Source organism: Pseudomonas sp. GZD-222 (assembly GCF_049310525.1).
Lineage (GTDB): Bacteria > Pseudomonadota > Gammaproteobacteria > Pseudomonadales > Pseudomonadaceae > Aquipseudomonas.
Genome location: NZ_JBMOWO010000039.1, coordinates 1 through 21,944 on the forward strand (window position 1 = coordinate 1; position 21,944 = coordinate 21,944).

The 21,944-nt window shown below is 62.3% G+C and carries 16 protein-coding genes; 7 read left to right on the plus strand and 9 right to left on the minus strand.

All coding sequences use genetic code 11. The annotated features are described in order from the left end of the window. Window positions 1-76: 76 nt before the first annotated feature. Together ACO6VD_RS06820 and ACO6VD_RS06825 are read right to left on the minus strand one after the other, a co-directional pair. The gene (locus ACO6VD_RS06820; protein WP_422417881.1) at window positions 77-1,462 is read right to left on the minus strand and encodes a heavy metal sensor histidine kinase; all 1,386 of its coding nucleotides are present in this window, start codon (window positions 1,460-1,462) and stop codon (window positions 77-79) included. After that, on the minus strand, window positions 1,459-2,133 hold the full coding sequence (locus tag ACO6VD_RS06825; RefSeq protein WP_422417883.1) for a heavy metal response regulator transcription factor: 675 nt from the start codon (window positions 2,131-2,133) through the stop codon (window positions 1,459-1,461). Before ACO6VD_RS06825 ends, ACO6VD_RS06820 begins: the two co-directional genes overlap by 4 nt. Window positions 2,134-2,335: 202 nt before the next feature. On the opposite strand from ACO6VD_RS06825, the gene ACO6VD_RS06830 reads away from it, so the two are divergent. From ACO6VD_RS06830 to ACO6VD_RS06850, 5 genes are all read left to right on the plus strand, one after another. Further along, window positions 2,336-3,589, plus strand: coding sequence for a TolC family protein (locus ACO6VD_RS06830; protein ID WP_422417884.1), 1,254 nt, complete (start codon window positions 2,336-2,338; stop codon window positions 3,587-3,589). Window positions 3,590-3,654: 65 nt separating this feature from the next. Then, window positions 3,655-4,884: an efflux RND transporter periplasmic adaptor subunit gene (locus ACO6VD_RS06835; protein WP_422417885.1), complete on the plus strand. Its 1,230-nt coding sequence runs from the start codon at window positions 3,655-3,657 to the stop codon at window positions 4,882-4,884. 18 nt (window positions 4,885-4,902) lie between these two features. Then, entirely contained in the window at window positions 4,903-8,064 is a 3,162-nt protein-coding gene (locus tag ACO6VD_RS06840; protein ID WP_422417886.1) for a CusA/CzcA family heavy metal efflux RND transporter, read from the plus strand. A 101-nt stretch (window positions 8,065-8,165) separates the two neighbouring features. Continuing rightward, window positions 8,166-9,488: an OprD family porin gene (locus ACO6VD_RS06845; protein WP_422417887.1), complete on the plus strand. Its 1,323-nt coding sequence runs from the start codon at window positions 8,166-8,168 to the stop codon at window positions 9,486-9,488. A gap of 98 nt (window positions 9,489-9,586) precedes the next feature. Continuing rightward, entirely contained in the window at window positions 9,587-9,793 is a 207-nt protein-coding gene (locus ACO6VD_RS06850; protein WP_422417889.1) for a hypothetical protein, read from the plus strand. A gap of 73 nt (window positions 9,794-9,866) precedes the next feature. Here the strand turns inward: ACO6VD_RS06850 and cmoB are convergent, their stop codons facing one another. From cmoB to ACO6VD_RS06885, 7 genes are all read right to left on the minus strand, one after another. After that, complete coding sequence (gene cmoB / locus ACO6VD_RS06855) at window positions 9,867-10,823, minus strand: tRNA 5-methoxyuridine(34)/uridine 5-oxyacetic acid(34) synthase CmoB (protein WP_422417890.1); 957 nt, start codon at window positions 10,821-10,823, stop codon at window positions 9,867-9,869. Then, a complete protein-coding gene (gene cmoA / locus ACO6VD_RS06860) occupies window positions 10,820-11,563 on the minus strand; it encodes a carboxy-S-adenosyl-L-methionine synthase CmoA (protein WP_422417891.1) in 744 nt (247 codons plus the stop codon). The genes cmoB and cmoA overlap by 4 nt, the downstream gene beginning before the upstream one ends. Window positions 11,564-11,648: 85 nt before the next feature. Continuing rightward, on the minus strand, window positions 11,649-12,041 hold the full coding sequence (locus ACO6VD_RS06865) for a protease inhibitor I42 family protein (RefSeq protein WP_422417892.1): 393 nt from the start codon (window positions 12,039-12,041) through the stop codon (window positions 11,649-11,651). A gap of 86 nt (window positions 12,042-12,127) precedes the next feature. Then, complete coding sequence (lon, locus tag ACO6VD_RS06870) at window positions 12,128-14,548, minus strand: endopeptidase La (protein ID WP_422417893.1); 2,421 nt, start codon at window positions 14,546-14,548, stop codon at window positions 12,128-12,130. A 131-nt stretch (window positions 14,549-14,679) separates the two neighbouring features. Continuing rightward, the gene (locus ACO6VD_RS06875; protein ID WP_422417894.1) at window positions 14,680-17,088 is read right to left on the minus strand and encodes a glucose/quinate/shikimate family membrane-bound PQQ-dependent dehydrogenase; all 2,409 of its coding nucleotides are present in this window, start codon (window positions 17,086-17,088) and stop codon (window positions 14,680-14,682) included. A 30-nt stretch (window positions 17,089-17,118) separates the two neighbouring features. Continuing rightward, window positions 17,119-18,477, minus strand: a complete 1,359-nt coding sequence (locus ACO6VD_RS06880; RefSeq protein WP_422417895.1) for a carbohydrate porin — start codon at window positions 18,475-18,477, stop codon at window positions 17,119-17,121. Window positions 18,478-18,774: 297 nt separating this feature from the next. Continuing rightward, entirely contained in the window at window positions 18,775-20,841 is a 2,067-nt protein-coding gene (locus tag ACO6VD_RS06885; protein WP_422417896.1) for a TonB-dependent receptor, read from the minus strand. Window positions 20,842-21,059: 218 nt separating this feature from the next. Here ACO6VD_RS06885 and ACO6VD_RS06890 point away from each other — a divergent pair, with 218 nt between their 5' ends. Further along, window positions 21,060-21,284: a VF530 family DNA-binding protein gene (locus ACO6VD_RS06890; protein ID WP_400173251.1), complete on the plus strand. Its 225-nt coding sequence runs from the start codon at window positions 21,060-21,062 to the stop codon at window positions 21,282-21,284. A 4-nt stretch (window positions 21,285-21,288) separates the two neighbouring features. Continuing rightward, window positions 21,289-21,942 carry a Pr6Pr family membrane protein gene (locus tag ACO6VD_RS06895; RefSeq protein ID WP_422417897.1) on the plus strand — a complete coding sequence of 218 codons (654 nt, stop codon included), beginning with the start codon at window positions 21,289-21,291 and terminating at the stop codon, window positions 21,940-21,942. Window positions 21,943-21,944 lie beyond the last annotated feature (2 nt).

Genomic DNA, 21,944 nt, shown 5'->3' on the forward strand with positions numbered 1-21,944 from the left:
AGGGGGGGGGTTGGGAAAGACGGGGGGGGAAGACCTCGCCCTAGTGGGGGGGGGGGGTTTTCCCCCGCGATGCAGTCTACGACCCCTGAAAGACCAGACTGAACCGGGTCAAACCATTCAATTCACTGCTCACCTCAACCCGCCCGCCATGCACGTGCATGATCGACTTCACAATCGCCAACCCCAAGCCGGTCCCCCCCTCCAGTCGCGAACGTCCTGACCCCGCCCGGTAAAAGCGTTCGAACAGGCGTGGCAGGTGGGCTTGCTCAATCCCCGGCCCCTGGTTCTCCACCGACAGGCGGACCTCATCGCCACAGCGCTCGACCGCAATATCAATCGGCAGACCCTCGGGGCTATGGCGTATGGCATTGCTCAGCAGATTCGACAACGCCCGCTGCACCATCAAACGATCAGCCATGATCGTGCCCCAGCCGTGCAAGCGCAGGCTGATGTCTTTCTGTTCACTGCTGAACTCGAACAGCTCACTGACACGTTTGGCTTCATCAGCCAGGTTTACCGGTTTGAGTGGCAACTGGGCGTCAGGCTGACTGACCTGGGCGAGAAACAGCATGTCATTGATGATCCGGTTGAGCCGGGTCAGTTCCTCGATGCTGGCTTCCAGCACGTCCTTGTATTGCTCCACGGGACGTTCCCGGCTCAGCGTCACCTGGGCCTTGCCCATCAGGTTGCCGATCGGCGTACGCAGCTCATGCGCCAGGTCGTCGGAGAACTGCGACAGTTGCTGCACGCCGCCATCGAGACGGTCGAGCATGACATTCATGGTGCTGGCCAGCTCACTGAGTTCCTGTGGCAAGTCATCCAGCGGCAGCCGCAAGGCCAGTTGTTGGGCGGAAACCTGTTCAGCGATTCGGCGGAACCTGCTTAGCGGCTTCAGGCCGCGTTGCACCAGCTTCCAGGCCGCAAAACCGATCAACAGCACCAGCAGCGGCAGGGCCAGTAGTGTCGAGCGCAGGTAAGCCTGCAACAGGCTGCGGTCGTCGGCGAGGTTGATGGTGAGCAGCACGCGTACTTCGGTGCCGTCTTGCAAGCGCATCAGCCGCGAGGCGGTCAGCAACTGATTGTCGTCGCTGTCGCGCCATTGCCGGAAGGCCAGCTGCGCGCTACCGGGAATCTGCAGCAGGGCTTCGGCGTCGAGCCCGGGGCCGAGGGTCAAGAGGGCCGAATGCCGGCCGGTCAGGGCGATCACGCTCAGACTCAGATTGTCATGACCCATCACTACATCCAGGAGTGGGTGTGCAGACGTTTGCAGGTCTCCCGATTTGAGGTCGATGCTCAGGCCGTGCTCGATCTGCGCCATCTTCGCTGTCAGGCTTTTCTGCGCACGGCTGTCCAGTTCATGGTCGAGAGCAAGCACCGCCAGGCAAGCCATCAGCAGGACCAGCGCCGCGCCCATCAGGCTGACGCTCAGGCCCAGGCGCAGGGACAGCCGCGCCGGCTTCATTCGCGGGCCTCAAGCACGTAGCCTACGCCGCGCAGGGTGTGGATCAGTTTGTCGTCGAAGGGGTCATCGATCTTGGCCCGCAAACGGCGGATCGAGACTTCAACCACATTGGTGTCGCAATCAAAATTCATGTCCCAGACCAGTGAAATGATCTGCGTGCGCGATAGCACTTCGCCGCTCTGACGCATCAGCAAATGCAGCAGGGCAAATTCCTTGGCCGTCAGGTCAATGCGCTGGCCGCTGCGATAAGCACGGTGGCGGCCCGGGTCCAGCTCCAGGTCGGCCACTTTCAGGGTGCTCGGTTGCAGGGCCTGGTCGTTGCGGCGCAACAGGCTGCGGATACGTGCGAGCAACTCAGGAAACTCGAAAGGCTTGAGCATGTAGTCGTCGGCGCCCAGATCGAGGCCTTTGACCCGGTCCGAGAGGCGGCCATGGGCCGTGAGCATCATGATCCGTGTGCTGGAGTCGGCGCGCAGGCGCTGCAGCACGGTCCAGCCATCGATTTCAGGCAGGTTGACGTCGAGAATGATCAGGTCATAGGCCTGCTGGCGGGCCAGGTGCAGGCCGTCGGCACCGCTGTGGGCACAATCGACGATATAGCCGTTCTCGCTCAGACCCTGCTGCAGGTAGTCGGCGGTGCGAAGCTCGTCCTCGATAATCAGTAAACGCATGAAATGACCCGGTGATGTGAAAGGCGGTGATTTTCAACCCTGAAGTAGCTAGAAGGTCAAGGGCTGAAGGGCATCAAGCGGCGGATACTAAGTCATCTTGCGTAGGGCATTGGTTGGATTACAGATTTGTAATTTTCGAGTCATCTTGGGGATAAACCTCGATTACTACAGTGCGGGCTCCAAAAAGGCGCAGGAGTCCGCCATGTTTTGCACCCTGGACAGGCCCGGCACAGGCCGTGGCCGTATTCTGCTGGCGCTGGTATTGCTGGCCTTGCCCACCGTGGCGCTGGCCCAAGGCCCTGTGCTGACCCTCGACAACGCCTTGCAAACCGCCCAGACCAACAACCCTGAGCTGGCGGTCGCACGCTGGGGCATCGATATCGCCGAAGGTGAACGACGCCAGGCGGGGGTGCTGCCCAACCCTGAGCTGAGCTGGGAAGTTGAAGACACCCGCAACGGCTCGCAGACCACCACGGTCAGCGTCAGTCAGATGTTCGAGCTGGGCGGCAAGCGCGGCGCGCGGCTGGGCGTGGCCGGACGTGATGCGGAGCTGGCTGGGCTGGAGCTTGAACGCCAAGGTAATGCTCTGCGTGCTGAGGTGATCGGCGCCTTCGAGGCGGCGGTGCAGGCCCAGGAAGGCCTGCAACTGGCCGAACAGTCACTGCGTTTGAGCGAACGGGCTTTGCAAGTGGTGCAGGGACGGGTCAAGGCCGGCAGCGCCTCGCCAGTGGAGGCGACGCGGGCGCAGGTGCAACTGTCCGAAGTGCGCCTGGAGCTAGGGCGTGCCGAACAGGCGCTGACCGTTACCTATCAGCAACTGGCAGCAGCGACCGGAGCGCCCATGGCTGAGTTCAGCCGGGTCGAAAGCGTTGGCAACAAGGAGCCCGAGGTGCCGAGCCGCACCCGGCTGCTTGAGCGCCTGGAGCAAACGCCGGACATGCGTCTGGCGCGCACGCAGATCGACCAGACAGATGCCGCGCTGAACCTTGCGCGCACACAACGGATTCCCGACCTCACCGTGAGTGTCGGCAGCCAGTACAGCGAAACCGATCGCGAGCGCGTCAACGTGGTCGGGCTGTCGTTGCCGATTCCGCTGTTCGATCGCAATCAGGGCAACATCCTGGCCGCAGCGCGCCGCGCCGATCAGGCCCGCGACCAGCGCAACGGCGCCGAACTGCGGCTGCGCAGTGAAGTGGTCCAAGCCCTGGCTCAATGGAGCACGGCAGCCCAGGAAGTGCGGGACTTCGACCGCTCGATCCTGCCTTCGGCGCAACAGGCGGTGGACGCCGCCACCCGAGGCTTTGAGCGCGGCAAGTTTGCCTTTCTCGACGTGCTCGATGCCCAGCGCACCCTGGTTGCGGCCCGCCTGCAGTACCTCCAGGCCCAGGCCCAGCGCAGTGAAGCGCGGGTGCGTCTGGAACGGATTTTCGGCGACCTGAGCCTGGCCAGTCGCTAAGCCCTGATCGTTTCTCTCCATCTTTGATCGTCGCCGCGTTCAGCGGCGAGTGCTAAGGAGTCTGCATGAACAAGAAGTCCACAACGCTGCTGATCGCGGCCTTGTTGTTGGGCCTGGGGCTGGGTGCGTTGCTGGCGCGCCAGGCCGGTCCGCTACAAGGGGGCGCTGCGCCCGCGGCTGCCCACGAGCATGCTGAAGGTGATCACGACGAGGAAGAAAAGGGCGAGCACGGGCATGCCGAGTCCGAGCAGGGCCATGAGGAGGAAGAGGGCACGATCAAGCTCAGCCAGGAACAGATTGATCTGGCCGGTATCGAGCTCGCTGCCGTAGCCCCGCGACAATTGCAGCGCAGCTTGTCGCTGCCGGGTGAGATCCGTTTTGATGAGGATCGCACCGCGCATATGGTGCCTCGTGCCGCCGGGGTGGTGGAGTCGGTTGCCGTGGTGCTCGGTCAGCAGGTCAAGGCCGGTGATTTGCTGGCGGTAATCGCCAGTCCGCAGATTTCCGAACAGCGCAGCGAGTTGGCCGCGAGCCAGCGGCGTCTGGAGCTGGCGCGCAGTACTTATCAGCGTGAAAAGGACCTGTGGCAGGAAGGTATTTCCGCCGAGCAGGACTACCTGCAAGCCCGCCAGGCCTTGCAGGAGGCTGAAATTGCCCAGGCCAACGCCCGGCAGAAAATCAGCGCCCTGAGCGGTACCACGGTGCTGGCCGGCGGCAACCGCTACGAGCTGCGCGCGCCCTTTGCCGGGCAGATCGTCGAGAAGCACCTGGTGCCGGGGGAGGTAGTCAACGAAACCAGCGCCGCCTTCACCCTTTCCGACCTGTCGCGGGTCTGGGCGACCTTTGGCGTGGCGCCGCGGGACCTGGGAAAGGTCCGCGCCGGTATGACCGTGAACATTGTTGCCAGTGAGCTGGGTGAACAGGTTGAAGGGCGGATCAGCCATGTCGGCAGCCTGCTCGGCGAGCAAACCCGTACCGCCAGCGTTCGCGTCACTCTCGATAACCCGCGCGGCGCCTGGCGCCCAGGCCTGTTTGTCGCCGTGCAGGTGCCGAGCGAAACCTTTGCTGCGGCCCTGGCGGTACCCGATCAGGCGATCCAGAGTCTCGAAGAAAAACCCACCGTGTTCGTGCGTACAAGCGAAGGCTTCGTCGCGCAGGCGGTGGAGCTGGGCGCCAGCGCCAATGGCTATGTCGAAATCCGCAAGGGCCTGCAAGCCGGGCAGCAGGTGGCGGCCCTGGGCAGCTTCGTTCTCAAGTCGGAGCTGGGCAAAGCCAGCGCCGAGCACGCCCACTGACCTGCGCGAGTACCTGTCATGTTCGAACGCCTTATTCAATTTGCCATCGAGCAGCGCCTGATCGTGCTGCTGGCGGTGCTGCTGATGGCCGGTCTGGGTGTTGCCAGCTACCAGAAGCTGCCGATCGATGCGGTCCCGGACATCACCAACGTCCAGGTCCAGATCAACACTCAGGCGGCGGGTTTCTCGCCGCTGGAAACCGAACAACGCATCACCTTTGCCATCGAGACGGCCATGGCCGGCTTGCCGGGCCTTGAGCAGACCCGTTCGCTGTCGCGTTCGGGCCTGTCACAGGTGACGGTGATCTTCGAAGAGGGCACCGACCTGTTCTTCGCCCGGCAACTGGTCAACGAACGCCTGCAACAAGCCCGCGGGCAATTGCCCGAGGGGGTCGAAGCTGCAATGGGGCCGATCTCCACCGGCCTTGGTGAGATTTTCCTGTGGACGGTGGAGGCCGCTGAGAATGCACGCAAGGAAGACGGCAGCCCCTACACTCCGACCGACCTGCGCGAGATCCAGGACTGGATCATCAAGCCGCAGTTGCGCAATGTGCGTGGGGTGGCAGAGATCAACACCATCGGCGGTTTCGCCAAGGAGTATCAGATTGCTCCCGATCCCAAGCGCCTGGCGTCCTACAAGCTGACCTTGGCCGATTTGCTCACCGCCCTGGAGCGCAACAACGCCAACGTCGGTGCCGGTTACATCGAGCGTCGTGGCGAGCAGCTACTGATCCGTGCGCCAGGGCAGCTGGCCGGGATCGAGGACATCGCCAATATCGTCCTGACCACCATCGACGGTACCCCGATCCGCGTGCGCAATGTCGCCGAAGTCGGCATCGGCAAAGAGCTGCGCAGCGGCGCAGCAACCGAGAACGGCCGCGAAGTGGTGCTCGGCACGGTGTTCATGCTGATTGGCGAGAACAGCCGCACCGTGTCCCAGGCGGTGGCGCAGAAGCTGGTGGAGATCAACCGCTCGCTGCCGGCCGGGGTCAGCGCGGTGACGGTCTATGACCGCACCAACCTGGTCGACAAGGCCATTGCCACGGTGAAGAAGAACCTGATCGAAGGCGCGATCCTGGTGATCGTGATTCTGTTCCTGTTTCTGGGCAACATCCGCGCCGCACTGATCACCGCAATGATCATTCCGCTGTCGATGCTGTTCACCTTCACCGGCATGTTCAGCAATAAGGTCAGCGCCAACCTGATGAGCCTGGGGGCGCTGGACTTCGGCATCATCGTCGATGGCGCGGTGGTGATCGTCGAGAATGCTATCCGCCGCCTGGCCCACGCCCAGCAGCATCATGGCCGTTTGTTGACCCGCTCCGAGCGTTTTCATGAAGTCTTCAATGCTGCCCGCGAGGCACGCCGGCCGCTGATTTACGGGCAACTGATCATCATGGTGGTGTACTTGCCGATCTTTGCCCTGAGCGGCGTCGAGGGCAAGATGTTTCACCCGATGGCGTTCACCGTGGTGATTGCCTTGCTCGGTGCGATGCTGCTGTCGGTGACCTTCGTGCCCGCGGCGATTGCCCTGTTTGTCACCGGCAAGGTCAAGGAAGACGAGAACCTGCTGATGCGCAGTGCCAAGCGTGGCTATGCACCGCTGTTGCAATGGGTCATGGGCCATCGTTCACTGGCGTTCAGCGTCGCGGCGGTGATGGTGCTGCTGTCTGGCGTGTTGGCCAGTCGCATGGGCAGCGAGTTCGTACCGAGCCTGAGTGAAGGTGACTTCGCCCTGCAGGCCTTGCGAGTGCCCGGCACCAGCCTGAGCCAGTCGGTGGCATTGCAGCAGAAGCTGGAGCAGAGCGTGCTCAGCCAGGTGCCAGAGGTCGAGCGGGTGTTTGCGCGTACCGGTACGGCGGAAATCGCCTCGGACCCGATGCCCCCGAACATCTCCGACAGCTATGTGATGCTCAAGCCGCAGGACCAGTGGCCGGACCCGGACAAGTCGCGCGAGGAGTTGATCGCCGATATCCAACGTGCCAGCGCGCGGGTGCCGGGCAGCAACTACGAGCTGTCGCAGCCGATCCAGCTGCGTTTCAACGAGCTGATTTCCGGGGTGCGCAGTGATGTCGCAGTGAAGGTCTTCGGCGACGATATGGATCAGCTCAATCGCACTGCCGGGCAGATCGCCGCAGCCATGCAGGCAGTGCCGGGGGCCTCGGAGGTCAAGGTAGAGCAGACCTCGGGATTGCCGGTACTGACCATTGACGTCGACCGCGACAAGGCGGCGCGCTATGGGCTCAATGTCGGCGATGTGCAAGACACCATCGCCGTGGCTGTCGGCGGTCGTCAGGCCGGTACCCTGTACCAGGGCGACCGTCGTTTCGACATGGTCGTGCGCCTGTCCGACAACCTGCGTACCGACATTGACGGTCTGTCGCAGCTGTTGATCCCGGTGCCGGCAGGGACGGCGGGTAATGGCCAGATCGGCTTCATCACCCTCGCCGATGTCGCCAGCCTGCAGCTTGTCCAGGGGCCCAACCAGATCAGTCGTGAAGACGGCAAACGCCTGGTGGTGGTCAGTGCCAACGTACGGGGTCGTGATATCGGCTCGTTTGTCGAGGAGGCTGGCGAACGCATCGACAGCCAGGTCAGCATCCCGGCGGGCTACTGGATTCGCTGGGGCGGCCAGTTCGAACAGTTGCAGTCGGCAGCGCAGCGCCTGCAAGTGGTGGTGCCGGTCGCCTTGCTGCTGGTATTTGGCCTGCTGTTCATGATGTTCAACAACCTCAAGGACGGCTTGCTGGTGTTTACCGGCATTCCTTTCGCCCTGACGGGGGGCGTGGTGGCGTTGTGGCTGCGGGATATTCCGTTATCGATTTCAGCCGGCGTGGGCTTCATTGCCTTGTCGGGTGTGGCCGTGCTCAACGGTTTGGTGATGATTGCCTTTATCCGCGGTTTGCGTGAGCAGGGGCGGCCATTGCGCCAGGCCATCGACGAAGGTGCGCTGACCCGTCTGCGACCGGTGCTGATGACCGCGCTGGTTGCTTCCCTGGGCTTTATTCCCATGGCCCTGGCCACCGGCACCGGCGCTGAGGTGCAGCGACCGCTGGCGACCGTGGTAATTGGCGGGATTCTCTCCTCCACGGCATTGACCCTGTTGGTGCTGCCGGCCTTGTACTACCGGGCACACCGCAAGGACGAAGAAGAGGAGGGCGGTGAGGTGACGAAACTGTAATTTCGCGCTCATCTTCGAGTTATTCAGCCCTTGTCAGGATACCCACGGCGGCCGCATCAGCGGCCGTCGTGCGTATTACGGCGAATAATCAGGAGTTGAAGATGGGGAATAAAACCACAGCCTGTGTTACCGGCGTCCTGGCCCTGGCCAGTTGTTCCGTCAGCAATGCATCCGTTGCGTCCCAGGGTTTTATCGAAGACAGTAGCCTTACTGTGCTCAGTCGCAATTTCTACTTCAATCGCGACTATCGCAAGGGCGGCGAATCACCCACCGGTAAAGCCGGTTATGCCGAGGCCTGGGCCCAGGCCTTTATCGCCCGTTTCCAGTCGGGTTATACCCAAGGTACCGTCGGTTTTGGCCTGGATGCCCATGCCATGCTGGCGCTCAAGCTCGACAGCGGCGATGGCCGCAGTGGCGGGCGCAGCTCATTCGACATGCTGCCAGTTGATAGCAACGGCAACACCGCAAGCAACTTCAGCAAGCTGGGCGGCGCACTCAAGGCGCGGCTATTCGACACTGAAATCAAAGTGGGCGATGTGTTCCCGACCACACCCGTGGTGCACTTTGGCGACTCGCGCCTGCTGCCGGAAAGCTTCACTGGCTGGACCCTGGAAAACACCACGCTGGAAAATCTCACCGTGCAGGGCGGGCGTCTGCATGCCATGAGTCAACCGCTCTCGAGCAACAACCGTGACGGCTTCGAGACCTTTTATGCCGGCCCTGTCGACTCGCCCTGGCTTGGCTACTTCGGTGGCGACTACCAAGCCACCGACAACCTTAGTCTCAGTCTCTACAGCAGCCGTCTGAAGGATGCCTGGGACCAGTACTACGCAGGCGCCAGCTATCAGTACCCGATTACTGATCAGCTCGCCGCGTTTACCAGTTTCAATTACTACAAGGCCAAGGATCAGGGTCAGCAACTGCTCGACAAGTTCGACAACGATATCTGGAGCGCCAGGGTAGGCTTCAGCTATGGCGCCCACACCCTGGCGTTGACCCATCAGCGCAACCAGGGCGACAACGATTTCGACTACTTGCGTCAGTCCGACTCGATCTATCTGGACAACTCGATCCAGTACAGCGACTTCAACTCACCCAAGGAGCGTTCGTGGATGCTGCGCTATGACCTGGACATGGCCGCTTACGGCGTGCCCGGGTTGAGCTTCATGACGCGCTATGGTCGCGGCAGTGGTATCGACTATTCAGATGCCAACGGCGTGTACATGCGCCGTGACGCCGAGGGAAATCCGCTGACCGATCAGAAACGCTGGGAGCGCGATATAGAAGCGAAGTATGTGGTGCAGTCGGGAACGTTCAAAGACCTGTCGCTGCGCATGCGTCAGGCCACGACGCGAGCCACGGCGTTCGAGTCTGACCTGGACGAGGTACGCCTGATCGTCGAGTACCCACTGACGCTGCTGTAGGGCGTTTCTTGCAACACTGTAATGTCCGCCTCACCTTGTCGTTAGCTTGCCTTTCGTAAGATTGAACCGTACTGAAATTCAATCACGAGGTGAGCAACATGAGCCTGATCAAGTATGCGCTGATGGGCGTTCTGGCCCTGGGGAGTGGTGCCGCGCTGGCCGAAGGCGGCGCGGAACGTTCGAAACAGTTCTGGGAGAACTTTCGCCTGAGCCAGGAGCAGGTCCACGGCAAGAAGGATCAAGCGGTTGCCACGTCCGATGCGCAGAAGCGCAAAAACGCTCAGCAGCAGGTGGTCAAAGAGTAGCTCCATTCACCTTAGAAGCTCCTCCGCTCCTTTGGAAAAGGTGAATATTAGGCGCCCATGCGGGCGCCTTTTTTTATTTGCGTGCCACCAGAACCGCGCGACGTGGCGCGGGCAGGCCTTCGATGGTACGGCTGTGGTCGGCCGGGTCGAGGAAGTCGCTGAGCGACTGGTAGCGCATCCATTCGGTACTGCGTTGTTCTTCGATGCTGGTAACGCTGACATCGACGCAGCGCACATCGCTGAAACCTGCACGGCGCAACCAGCGCTCCAGGGCCGGCACCGAAGGCAGGAACCAGACATTGCGCATCTGCGCATAACGATCTTCGGGCACCAATACCTGATTTTCGTCACCCTCGATCACCAGTGTTTCCAGCACCAGCTCGCCACCTTTTACCAGGCAGTCCTTGAGCGCCAGCAGGTGCTCAATGGGTGAGCGGCGGTGGTAGAACACGCCCATGGAAAACACCGTGTCGAAGCCTTCGAGGTTGGCCGGCAAGTCTTCAAGGGCGAATGGCAGGTGCCAGGCAGGCAGTTCCGGCAGGTAGCGCTGCACGGCCTGGAACTGGCAGAAGAACAGCCAGTTGGGGTCGACGCCGATCACACTGTCGGCACCGGCCCCGAGCATGCGCCACTGGTAATAGCCGTTGCCACAGCCGACATCGAGAATGCGTTTGCCCTTGAGGTCCAGGTGCGGGGCAACCCGCGACCACTTCCAGTCCGAGCGCCATTCGGTATCGACGTGTACGCCGAACAGATCAAAGGGCCCTTTGCGCCACGGCGACAAGCCCATCAGCGCCTGGCGCATGCGCTCGCGGGTGTCCTGGTCGCAGTCGCTATCAAGGTTCAGGCCGTTGACCAGGTCAACCGTGCTCGGCACCAGTGGCGGCAACGCGTCCAGAGCATTCTGCCAGCGTTCCAGGTCGCCGTGACCTTTCTCCATCTTGGCATCGAGTTGCGCTTGCAGGCCTTGCGACCATTGCGCCAGGGGGGTGCCCGCCAGACGGCGGACCAGTGGGGAAAGATCAATCATGGCAGGGCAATCAACGAGGCAAAGTTAAGGCATTGGAACCAGGGCACGACCTTGGAAAAACCGGCCGCCAGCAAGCGTTCGCGGTGTTCCTCAAGGCTGTCGGGCTTCATCACGTTCTCGATGGCGCTGCGCTTCTGGGCGATTTCCAGTTCGCTATAGCCATTGGCGCGTTTGAAGGCGACATGCAGGTCGGTGAGCAGGGCATGTTCGTCCGGGTCGTTGAAGCGCAGCTTCTCCGAGAGGATCAGGGCGCCGCCCGGCAGCAGCGAGGTGCGAATGCGAGCAAGCAGCTCCAGGCGCTGTTCAGGGGCGATGAACTGCAAGGTGAAGTTCAATGCCACTACCGACGCCGGCTGGAAGTCCAGGGCGAGGATGTCACCTTCGATCACCTCGACCGGCAGCAGCTCCTGGAACATCGAGTCCTGGGCGGTGAGGTACTGCCGGCAGCGTTCAACCATGGCCGCAGAATTGTCGACCGCGATCACCCGGCACCCGTCGCTGCGCACATGACGGCGCAGGGCTTGGGTCACCGCGCCCAGCGAGCTGCCCAGGTCATACAGTGCGGTGTTCGGCCGGGCAAACTGGGCAGCCAGCACGCCGAGGTTCTCGACAATGGTCGGGTAACCTGGCACCGAGCGCTTGATCATGTCCGGGAACACCCGCACCACGTCTTCGTTGAAGGCGAAGTCGGGCACCTGGCCAAGCGGCTGGGCGAATAGGCGGTCGGGTTCTTTGCTCACGGCGGCAATCCAGGCGTTAGGCGGTAAAAGGCGGGCATTTTAGCCAAACTTGCCGCCAGATGCATGGCCTGGCTGACCAGCGCGGTTACTTCACACTGATGTCACAGTCGAAGGTCTGCACCGGACGCACTTCCGGCGCCCAGGGTTGCTGGTAAACCAGGAGCAAATGCCCTTCGCCTGCGGCCTGGGCCTGGAAGCGCCATACCGATTGACCGGCGCTGCCGACCACGCCGGCTTCTTCCGGATGGCTGTAGACCTCGGGGCCGAGGCTGCGCAGGATCCCGCTGGCGGGATTTTGCAGCAGCCAGCGATAGCCGGTGCTGGGGTTGCTGGGCAGGGTCAGGGTGAGATTCTGCCCCGTTTGCAGTTGCAGCGGGCAGTCGCTCTGTTTTTCCAGTTCGACAGTGTGGTGGGGCTGCTGGGCACAGGCGGTGAGCAGGGCGAGGCTCAGGGCAGCGAGCAGGCGGGCGGCAGTCATGTTGGCTCCAGAGAGAAGTCGAAGGCGCAGCATAACCGAAGATGATCGCGGGACAAGCCGAGCTGTCCCGCGATGCATTCAATACCTCAGAACAGCACCTTGGCGACATCACTGAAGCGCTTGGCGAAATGCACGCTCAGGCCTTCCTTGAGGTAGTCGGGCAGCTCTTCGAAGTCACCGCGGTTGGCTTCCGGCAGGATCAGTTCGAAGATCTTCTGCCGCCGTGCGGCAATGACCTTCTCGCGTACCCCGCCAATCGGCAGGACTTGCCCGGTCAGGGTCAGCTCGCCGGTCATCGCCACGCCTTTTTTCGGCGCCTGGTCGCGGGCCAGGGACAGCAGGGCGCTGGCCATGGTCACGCCGGCACTGGGGCCGTCTTTGGGCGTCGCGCCTTCCGGTACGTGGAGGTGGATGAAAGCTTCGTTGAAGTAGGCTGGTTCACCGCCGTACTTCTTGAGGTTGGCGCTGACATAGCTGTAGGCGATTTCGGCCGATTCTTTCATCACATCGCCCAGCTGGCCGGTCAGCTTGAAGCCGCGGTTGAGGGTGTGGATACGCGTTGCCTCGATCGGCAGGGTAGCGCCGCCCATGCTGGTCCAGGCGAGCCCGGTGATCACGCCTTTACCCGACAATACCTGCTCGCTACGGAACACCGGTATGCCCAGGGACGCTTCGAGGTCTTTGGGACCGATCTTGATCTTCGCCTCGGGGTTTTCCAGCAGTTGCATTACCGCCTTGCGTATCAGTTTGCCCAGCTGTTTTTCCAGCTGGCGCACCCCTGCTTCGCGCGCATAGCCCTCGATAACGATGCGCAGGGCACTGTCACTGATGCTCAGGCTGCTCTTGCTGACACCGGCTTTTTCCAGCTGCTTGGGCCACAGGTGGCGCTTGGCGATGGCCAGTTTTTCTTCGGTGATATAGCCCGACAGGCGAATCACTTCCATGCGGTCCAGTAACGGTCCGGGGATCGAGTCGAGGGTGTTGGCGGTGCATATGAACAGCACTTTGGACAGGTCCAGGCGCAGGTCCAGGTAGTGGTCGAGGAAGTCGACGTTCTGCTCCGGATCGAGGGTTTCCAGCAGCGCCGAGGCCGGGTCGCCCTGGTAGCTCTGGCCCATCTTGTCGATCTCATCGAGCATGATCACCGGGTTCATCACCTCGACGTCCTTGAGTGCCTGTACCAGCTTGCCCGGCTGGGCGCCGATGTAGGTACGCCGGTGACCTTTGATCTCGGCCTCGTCGCGCATGCCGCCGACACTGAAACGGTAGAACGGCCGGCCCAGGGATTGCGCGATGGACTTGCCGATGCTGGTTTTACCGACACCGGGCGGGCCTACCAGGAGGACGATGGAACCGCTGATTTCACCTTTCCAGGCGCCGATGGCGAGAAACTCGAGGATACGGTCCTTGATGTCATCCAGCCCGGCATGGTGCTGGTCGAGGATCTTGCGTGCGTGCTTGAGGTCGAGCTTGTCCTTGCCGTACACGCCCCAGGGCAGGGCGGTCGCCCAGTCCAGGTAGTTACGGGTCACGGCGTATTCGGGGGAACCGGTCTCAAGGATCGACAGCTTGCCCATTTCCTCGTCGATGCGTTTTTTCGTCGCTGCCGGCAAGGTCTTGCCCTGCAGGCGCTGTTCGAACTGTTCCAGATCGGCACTGCGGTCGTCTTTGGTCAGACCCAGTTCCTGCTGGATGACCTTGAGTTGTTCCTTGAGGAAAAACTCGCGCTGATGCTCGCCGATCTGCCGGTTCACTTCGGCGGAAATCTCGTTCTGCAGGTGCGCGACCTCGACCTCCTTGCGCAGCATCGGCAGGACCTTTTCCATGCGCTTGAGCATCGGCACGCAGTCGAGCACTTCTTGCAGCTGGTTGCCGGTCGCCGAGGTCAGGGCCGCAGCAAAGTCGGTCAGCGGCGACGGATCGTTGGGGCTGAAGCGGTTGAGGTAGTTCTTCAGCTCTTCGCTGTACAGCGGATTGAGCGGTAGCAGCTCCTTGATCGCGTTGATCAGGGCCATGCCGTAAGCCTTGACCTCATCGGTTGGCTCGCTCGGCTGATGCGGGTATTCGACTTCGACCAGGTAGGGCGGGCGATGGTGTTTGAGCCAGGTGCGGATGCGTACCCGGGTCAGGCCCTGGGCGACGAACTGCAGCTTGCCGTTCTCGCGGCTGGCGTGGTGAACCTTGACCAGGGTGCCGTACAGCGGCAGTACCGAGGTGTCGAAATGGCGGTGGTCTTCCGGCGGGGTGTCCATGAAGAACAGCGCCAGGGAATGATGTGGGGTTTTCGACACCAGGTCCAGGGTTTCAGCCCAGGGTTCTTCGTTGACGATGACCGGCAGAACTTGTGCCGGGAAGAACGGGCGGTTGTGGATCGGGATCACATAGACCCTTTCCGGCAGTTGCTGACCGGGCAGGGCGAGGTTGTGGCCGGTGTGTCGGGAGGCGTCAGGATGCTCGACTTCGGCGTGGTCCTCGGGATGTTCGGGTAGATCCTGCTGATCGCTCATGGGGCACCTGCGTAAATGGCTATGGTGCTTAGATGGGGCGGGTTGGGGGTGGTTTCAATGGTTTGGCTTGATCGCGGGGCAAGCCGGCTCCCACAGAGGCCGGTGGGAGCGAGTTTGCCCTGCGATGATTTTTACTCAGCCAATTTGTAAGCGATTACGTAATCGCCCATTTTGGTCCCTAGCGAGCCGTGGCCACCAGCGGTCACCAGGACGTATTGCTTGCCGTCCTTGCCGGTGTAGGTCATCGGCGTGGCTTGACCGCCTGCTGGCAGGCGCGCTTTCCACAGCTCCTTGCCGGTGTTGGTGTTGTAGGCACGCAGGTACTGGTCCAGGGTGCCGCTGAGGAAACCCAGGCCACCGGCAGTGACGATGGAACCACCCATGCTTGGCACGCCAATCGGCAGACCGATCGGGATCGGCGAGCTGTCACGGCTGGTACCGTTCTTGTGCTTCCACACCACCTGGTTGGTGGTCAGGTCGATACCGGCCACATAGCCCCAGGCAGGCGCCTGGCACGGTACGCCCAGTGGCGACATGAACGGGTGCATGATTACCGCGTACGGAGCGCCGGTGTTCGGCTGGACGCCACTGGTCTCGCTCTCGCGCTTGCTACCGGCGGCGACTTGCTCACGCGGCACCATCTTCGAGACAAACGCCATGTAGTTCGGCGAGGTGAACAGCAGCTGGCGCACCGGGTCGACCGAGACGCTGCCCCAGTTGAACACGCCAACGTTACCCGGATACACCAGGCTGCCCTGCAGCGACGGTGGGGTGTACTGGCCTTCGTAGCGCAGCTCGCGGAACTGGATGCGGCAGAGCATCTGGTCGAACGGGCTGGCGCCCCACATGGCTTGTTCGGTCAGGTCCGGGCCCAGCAGGTTAAGGTCGGAGCGGGCTTGTGTCGGGGCGGTATGGTCGCCTTCGACAGCACCTTGCGGAGCCGGGATCTCGCGGATCGGCACGATCGGCGTACCGTCACGACGATCAAGCACGTACAGGCTGCCTTGTTTGGTCGGGGCAATCAGGGCAGGTTTGACGCCATCGGCGGTCTTCAGGTCCAGCAGGGTGGGCTGGCTGCCGACGTCCATGTCCCACAGGTCATGGTGAGTGAACTGGTAGTTCCAGCGCACCTTGCCGTTGCTCAGGTCCAGGGCGACGATGCCAGCGCTGAATTTTTCGGCGCCCGGAGTGCGGTCAGCGCCCCACTGGTCTGGGGTCTGGTTGCCCAGGGGCAGGAAGACCATGCCGAGTTTTTCGTCGACACTGGCCAGCGACCACATATTCGCCGAGTTGCGGCTGTAGGTCTTGCCGGGGGCCAGCGGTGCGGTTTCATCCGGGTTGTTGCTGTCCCAGTTCCACACCAGGCGACCATCGTGAACGTCGTAGGCACGAATCACCCCGGACGGTTCGTTGGTCGACTCGTTGTCGGTCACATGGCCACCGATGATCACCAGTTCACGGGTGATCGCCGCAGGCGAGGTGGAGTAGTAGCCACCGGCAGTGAACGGGCCGATACCGGTGGTCAGGTCGATCACACCCTGGTTGCCAAAACCTTCACAGACCTTGCCGGTGTCGGCGTTCAGGGCAATCAGGCGGGCGTCGGCGGTAGGCAGGTAGAGGCGACGCGGACAGCTGCGGGCGACAACCTGGCCGGCGTCGGAGATTTTCGGCGCCGGGCTGCCGTCAACACTGAGGTAGTTGTTCTCGTCGTAATACGAAACGCCACGGCAGGTCATGTGGGCAAAGCCCTTGAAGCCTACCGGGCTTTTGATCTGCGGGTCGAAGCGCCAGATCTCGGCACCGGTGTCCGGGTCCAGGGCCAGCACTTTGCTGTGGGCGGTGCAGGCATAGAGCATGCCGTTGACCTTCAGCGGAGTGTTCTGGTTGGTCAACTCTACCGGGTCGTTGTCGGTTGGCAGGTCACCGGTGCGGATACGCCAGGCTTCCTGCAGCTTGTGCACGTTGTCCGGGGTGATCTGGCGCAGCGGCGAATAACGGTCGCCGAATTCGGTGCGGCCGTACGCCTGCCATTCGCCATCGGGCATCTGCGGCGCGGTGCTGTTCAGGCCAGCGCTGTCGCGGCCCAGTTTGCCTTTGATCTCACCCGGATGGGTGAACTGGCTGGCGACGGCGGTGGCGCCGGACAAAATCACGGCCAGGCTCAGCAGCGCCGGGTTGATCTTCGACGGATTGCCAACCAGCGGGCGACGCGCCCATGGCAGCAGCAGGACTACACCCAGGGCGAACCACAGAGCCAGGCGCGGCACCAGTTGCCACCAGTCCAGGCCCACTTCCCACAGCGCCCACAGCGTGCTGCCCAGCAGCACCACGCCGTACAGGCCCAGAGCGTGGCGGCGCAGGGCCAGCAAGAGGATACCGGACAGGGCGAAACCGATCCCGGCAATCAGGTAGTACAGCGAGCCGCCGAGCTGGCTCAGTTTGATGCCGCCCGCCAGCAGGGCCAGGCCCATCAGCAGCAACAACACGCCAATCAGGCGCGGCAGCCAGCGGGTTCTACCAAGGGCACCTTCTGTGCTCATCGTGTGTTCTCCGTTACGTGAAAAGGGCGATTAGAAATTGCTCTGGATCTTGATCCCGCCGATCAGCGCGTCGTCGACCTGGTTCACGCCACCGGGGTGGCGGATGTACTGCAGGTTCGGGCGCACGGTCAGCCAGTCGGCCAGGTGAATGCCGTAGTACAGCTCGGCGCTGTATTCGGTGTCCTGGATCGGACGGAACAGGGGGTCGTTGTAGTCGCTGACGCCGTTGGCTTCATTGAGCGCTTTGGCGTTCTTGCGGTAAGCGGGGTTGACGTGCACGCGGGCCAGGGCGAAACCGATGTCGTCCTTGGCGCGGGCGTCGAAGGGCCCTTTGTACACCACACCTGCCGAAACATAGTTGTCGATGGCATTGGTCTTCTTGTCGTGCAACGTGGCGTTGGCGAACACGCTCAGGCCACGGGAGTGGTCGGAAGCCAGCGACGTCAACTGTTGCTGGGCACCGAGCCAGAAGCCGTGCTTGCTCGAACTGCTGCGATAAGCCTGGCCGCTCAGTGCTGCCGGTTGGTCGTTGCTGTCCTTGTAGACATCAGTTGCCTTGGCATTACTGTAGTAGTAACCGGCGCGATATTCCCCTGGCAGGCCATTGACCGCCGGGCTCCAGACCAGCTCGACCGGGATCACCGCACCCTGGGTGCCGCTGCCGCTGAGCTTGAAACCGTTGCCACGGTCCAGGTTCGAAGGGTTTTGCTCATAGGCACCGATCTGCGCGTAGAGCTCCGGCGTGAGGTTGTACTTGACCCGCAGGGCCCACTGGCTGACCGGCCAGTTGTACCAGATGTCGCCGGCCCAGTTGCCCACCTGGGAGCCGCAGAAGGCCAGGTTCTGGAAGTCGCAGGGGAAGCTGTTGAAGTCTTCGCCTTGGCCGAAGCGACCGAATTTCACATCCAGCGCGCCGTCGAAGTACTTCTGCTTGATCCACATCTGAGTCAGCCGCCAGGTCTGGCCACGGCCCCAGACTTCTTGGGCCGAGGTGAAACCGCCGACCCGGGGGTCGTTGATGCGGTCGTTGCTGATGTTGTCGCCATGGCGCTGGGTCACGGTCAGCTGGAACTCGGCGTCGTGCCAGCCGAGGATCTTCTGCAGGTCCAGGTGCGTGCCGAGGGCGAACTGGCCGCTGTAGCGCGCCGTTTGGTCGTCGTCATAACCGCCATGCAGGTTGGCGCCCATCTCGCCGGTGTAACCGAGGGTGAAGTCGTAGCCGCGTTCAGCCAGCTCCGTGCGGGTGCCGCCCCAATCGCCAAGCATCCATGGCGAGTCGCTGGCGAACATCGCAGCGGCCTGGGCACAGGGGGCCAGGCTGGCGATGGCCAGACCCGAAAGCAGTGTCCGGGTGGCGGGGGAAAAGCGGAAACGATGAATCTGAGGCATGAGATAGCGCTATCTTTTGATTATTGAAAAAACGTCAAGTGCGCCGGGTCCTGGGGATCGTCGGCGATTAGGCTTCTGGGGGATTGACTGAAGCGGTTCAGCTTGCGGCGGAGAGGATATAGCTGAATTTGTAAGAAAAAAAGTCAATTCAACAAGAGGGACCGTTGCTGGATTGGTAACAGTTCGCTGGGAACTGCTTGTACTGTAGGAGCGGATTCATCCGCGATGGGGCGCGTAACGGCCCCAACAATGGGCCTGCTACGCAGTCCATCGCGGATAAATCCGCTCCTACACCGATTAGAAGCTGGTACGCAGGCCTACCTCGACACTGCGCCCCGGCGCCGGCGCGATGTCACGCAGGATGGAGCTGGCATAGCGCACCGTCTGGTCAGTGAGGTTCTCACCGCGGACAAAGGCCAGCCACTGGCTCTGACCGATGTCGAAGCGATAGCCGAGGCTGGCGCCGAGGGTGGTGTAGCCATCGGTACTGGTTTCATTGTCCGGTTTGCGGTGCTGGGCGCTGGCGTGTTGCACGTCAACCCGTGCCTGCCAGCGGTCCAGTTCCCACAGCAAGCCGCTGTTCAGGCGCAGCGGGGCAATGCGCGGCAGGTCTTCGCCGCTGTCGAGGTTCTTGGCGCGGGTGTAGTCACCGGACAGTTCCAGGGCAAAGCTGCCCAAGTGGTTCTGCGCCAGCTGCCAACGGTCCAGGGCCTCGATGCCATAGAAGCGGGCGCGCACACCTTTGTACAGGTACTCGGGCACGTCACCGGCGTGGTCATGATCGTGATCATGGTCGTGGTCGTGGTCTTCAGCGCCATGGTCATGATCATGGTCGTGGCCTTCGCGCATGTTGCCGCTGGCCAGCAGGCCGATGTAGTTGCGGAAATGGCTGTAGAACACACCAACGCTGCCTTTGTGGACACCGTTGTCGAAGCGCAGGGCCAGGTCGCTGGAGATCGCCTTCTCCTTGCTCAGCCCCGGATCGCCCACTTCATAGGTGCCGGTGGCGACATGGGCACCATTGGCATACAGCTCGTAGAAGGTCGGCGCACGCTCGGTGTAGCCCAGGGTCGCGGCCAGCGACCAGATGGGTGTCAGCGTGTAGACCGCGCCGGATGACAGGCTGGCCGCGGTGAAACTGCTGGCGCTGTCGGCCTGCGCGAAACGCTCGCTGCCCTGGCTGTCGGGATCGATCCGGGTGTGCTCCAGGCGCCCCCCCAGGCTCAGGTTGAGGCGCTCGCTGGCTTGCCATTGTTCGAGCATGAACAGCGCCAGGCTATTGGTATCGCTCTGCGGGACGAAGGCTTCTTCACCGAGGGCGGAAAATTCGTTGCGGCTGACCTGGGCGCCAATCACCCCTTCCACCGGTCCCCAGGGTTGATGCCGGGCTTCGACTCGCGCTTCGTAACCTTTGTTCTTGAAGGTTGTGTGCACTTCGCCGCCTTCCATCTCGCGATGCTGGTAATCGGTGTAGCCAACGTCGAATTTCAGCGAGCTGAAGGGGCCATCGAGGTCGCGCAGTTCGGAGGCGAAACCGTAGTGATCCTGTTGCATGTCCAGGCGCACGCCGGGTTCGGCCACCGAGCCATAGTTGGAGTCGTAGCGGCTGTAGGACAGGCCGGTATAGCCGTGGTCCCAATGGTAAGAGCCGCCGATGGCGCCGCCGTCCTGGCGACCGTCGCTGTTGTCCAGTTTGTGTCGGCTGCCCGGATCATCGGCATCGCGGACCTTGGAACTGCGCGCGTAGCCGGGGATGCGCAGGTCGTTGAACTGGCGGCTATTGGCATCCAGGTGCAAGGCGAAGCGACCGTCACCGGCTTCCAGCTTTCCAGCGCTGCTGCGGGTAGTGTCGGCGCCGCCGTAGCGCAGCTCACCGGCGCCATGAATGCCGTCGATGGGGGCAGTGGGAATGCGGTTGTCGAAGCTGTTGACCACCCCACCAATCGCGTTGCCGCCATACAGCAGGGCGGCCGGGCCACGAACGATTTCGATGCGTTCAACGGTGGCCGGATCCAGCGGCACGGCATGATCGTAAGACAGTGACGAAGCGTCCAGGGCGCCAACGCCGTTGCGCAAAATACGAATGCGATCGCCGTCCAGGCCGCGAATCACCGGACGGCTGGCGCCCGGGCCGAACCAGGTCGAGGCGACGCCTGGCTGGTTGTTGAGGGTCTGGCCGAGGCTGCCTTTTTGTTGCAGGGTCAGGTCGTCACCTTCGAGCACGGTGGTGGGGGCGGCCAGTTCGCTGTTGCCCAGCGGGTTGGCGGTGATGACCTGGGTTTCCAGCTCCACGGCCTGGCTCAGCGGCGAGGCGAGCCAGACGGCGGCGGCGAGAGGGGAGAGGCGGAGGGGTAAGCGACGCATGGGCTGCGGGGTTCCTTGGCAGTGTTATAGTATTGATACAATATAACATTGCTATTTATTGTTTTCCTACCCGTGGGAGCGGGCTTGCCCCGCGATTGAAGGTAATCAGTCATATGGAGTCGCGGGGCAAGCCCGCTCCCACCGCGCTGCGCTAGAATGTTTGTAGCCAGCCCCGCCCTGGGCTAAGGTGCGCACCTTTGATTCGCTGGAGCACAGGCATGACCACCGCCAACCCCAATCCGCTGCATGGCGTGACCCTGGAGCAGATCCTCACCGCACTGGTGGAGCACTACCAATGGGAAGGCCTGGCCGAGCGCGTTGATATCCGCTGCTTCAAGAGCGATCCGAGCATCAAGTCGAGCCTGACCTTCCTGCGGCGCACGCCTTGGGCCCGGGAGAAAGTCGAGCGGCTGTACCTCAAGCTGCAGCGCGGTCGCCGCTAACGCCATGGTCCGGCGCGAGGTCGTGATCGGCCTGGCGGCCTGTCTGGGCTGGAGTGCGTTGGCGATCCAGTTGTACCTGGTATTGCTGGTGCGCTGGCAGGAGCAGGCCAGCCTGATCGGCGGCCTGGTGAACTTCTTCAGTTACTTCACCGTGTTGACCAACACCCTGGTGGCGGTGGTGCTCAGCCAGGCGGCGTTCGGCAGGGACTGCGCTACGCGGCGCTGGTTGCTCTGCCCCTCGGTCAGCTCGGGCATTACCGCCAGTATTGTGCTGGTCGGGCTGGCCTACAGCCTGTTGTTACGCCATCTGTGGCAACCACAAGGCTGGCAGTGGGTGGCCGATGAGCTCTTGCACGATGTCATGCCGTTGCTGTTCGCAGGCTATTGGTGGTGTTGTGTGGAGAAGGGCAGCCTGCGGCTCAAACACCTGTTGGCATGGCTGCTGTATCCGGCGGGGTATTTTGCTTATGCGCTGATGCGCGGGCAGTCGATAGGGGTCTATCCCTATCCATTCATCGATGTAGCCACGCTTGGCTATGCGCAGGTGCTGCTCAATGCGCTGGCGATTGTTGTCGGCTTCATTGCCATCGGCTTGCTGATACTGGGCCTGGATCATTGGCAGGGCGGGCGCCTGGCCAAAGCCAGGACGCAACCCTGATG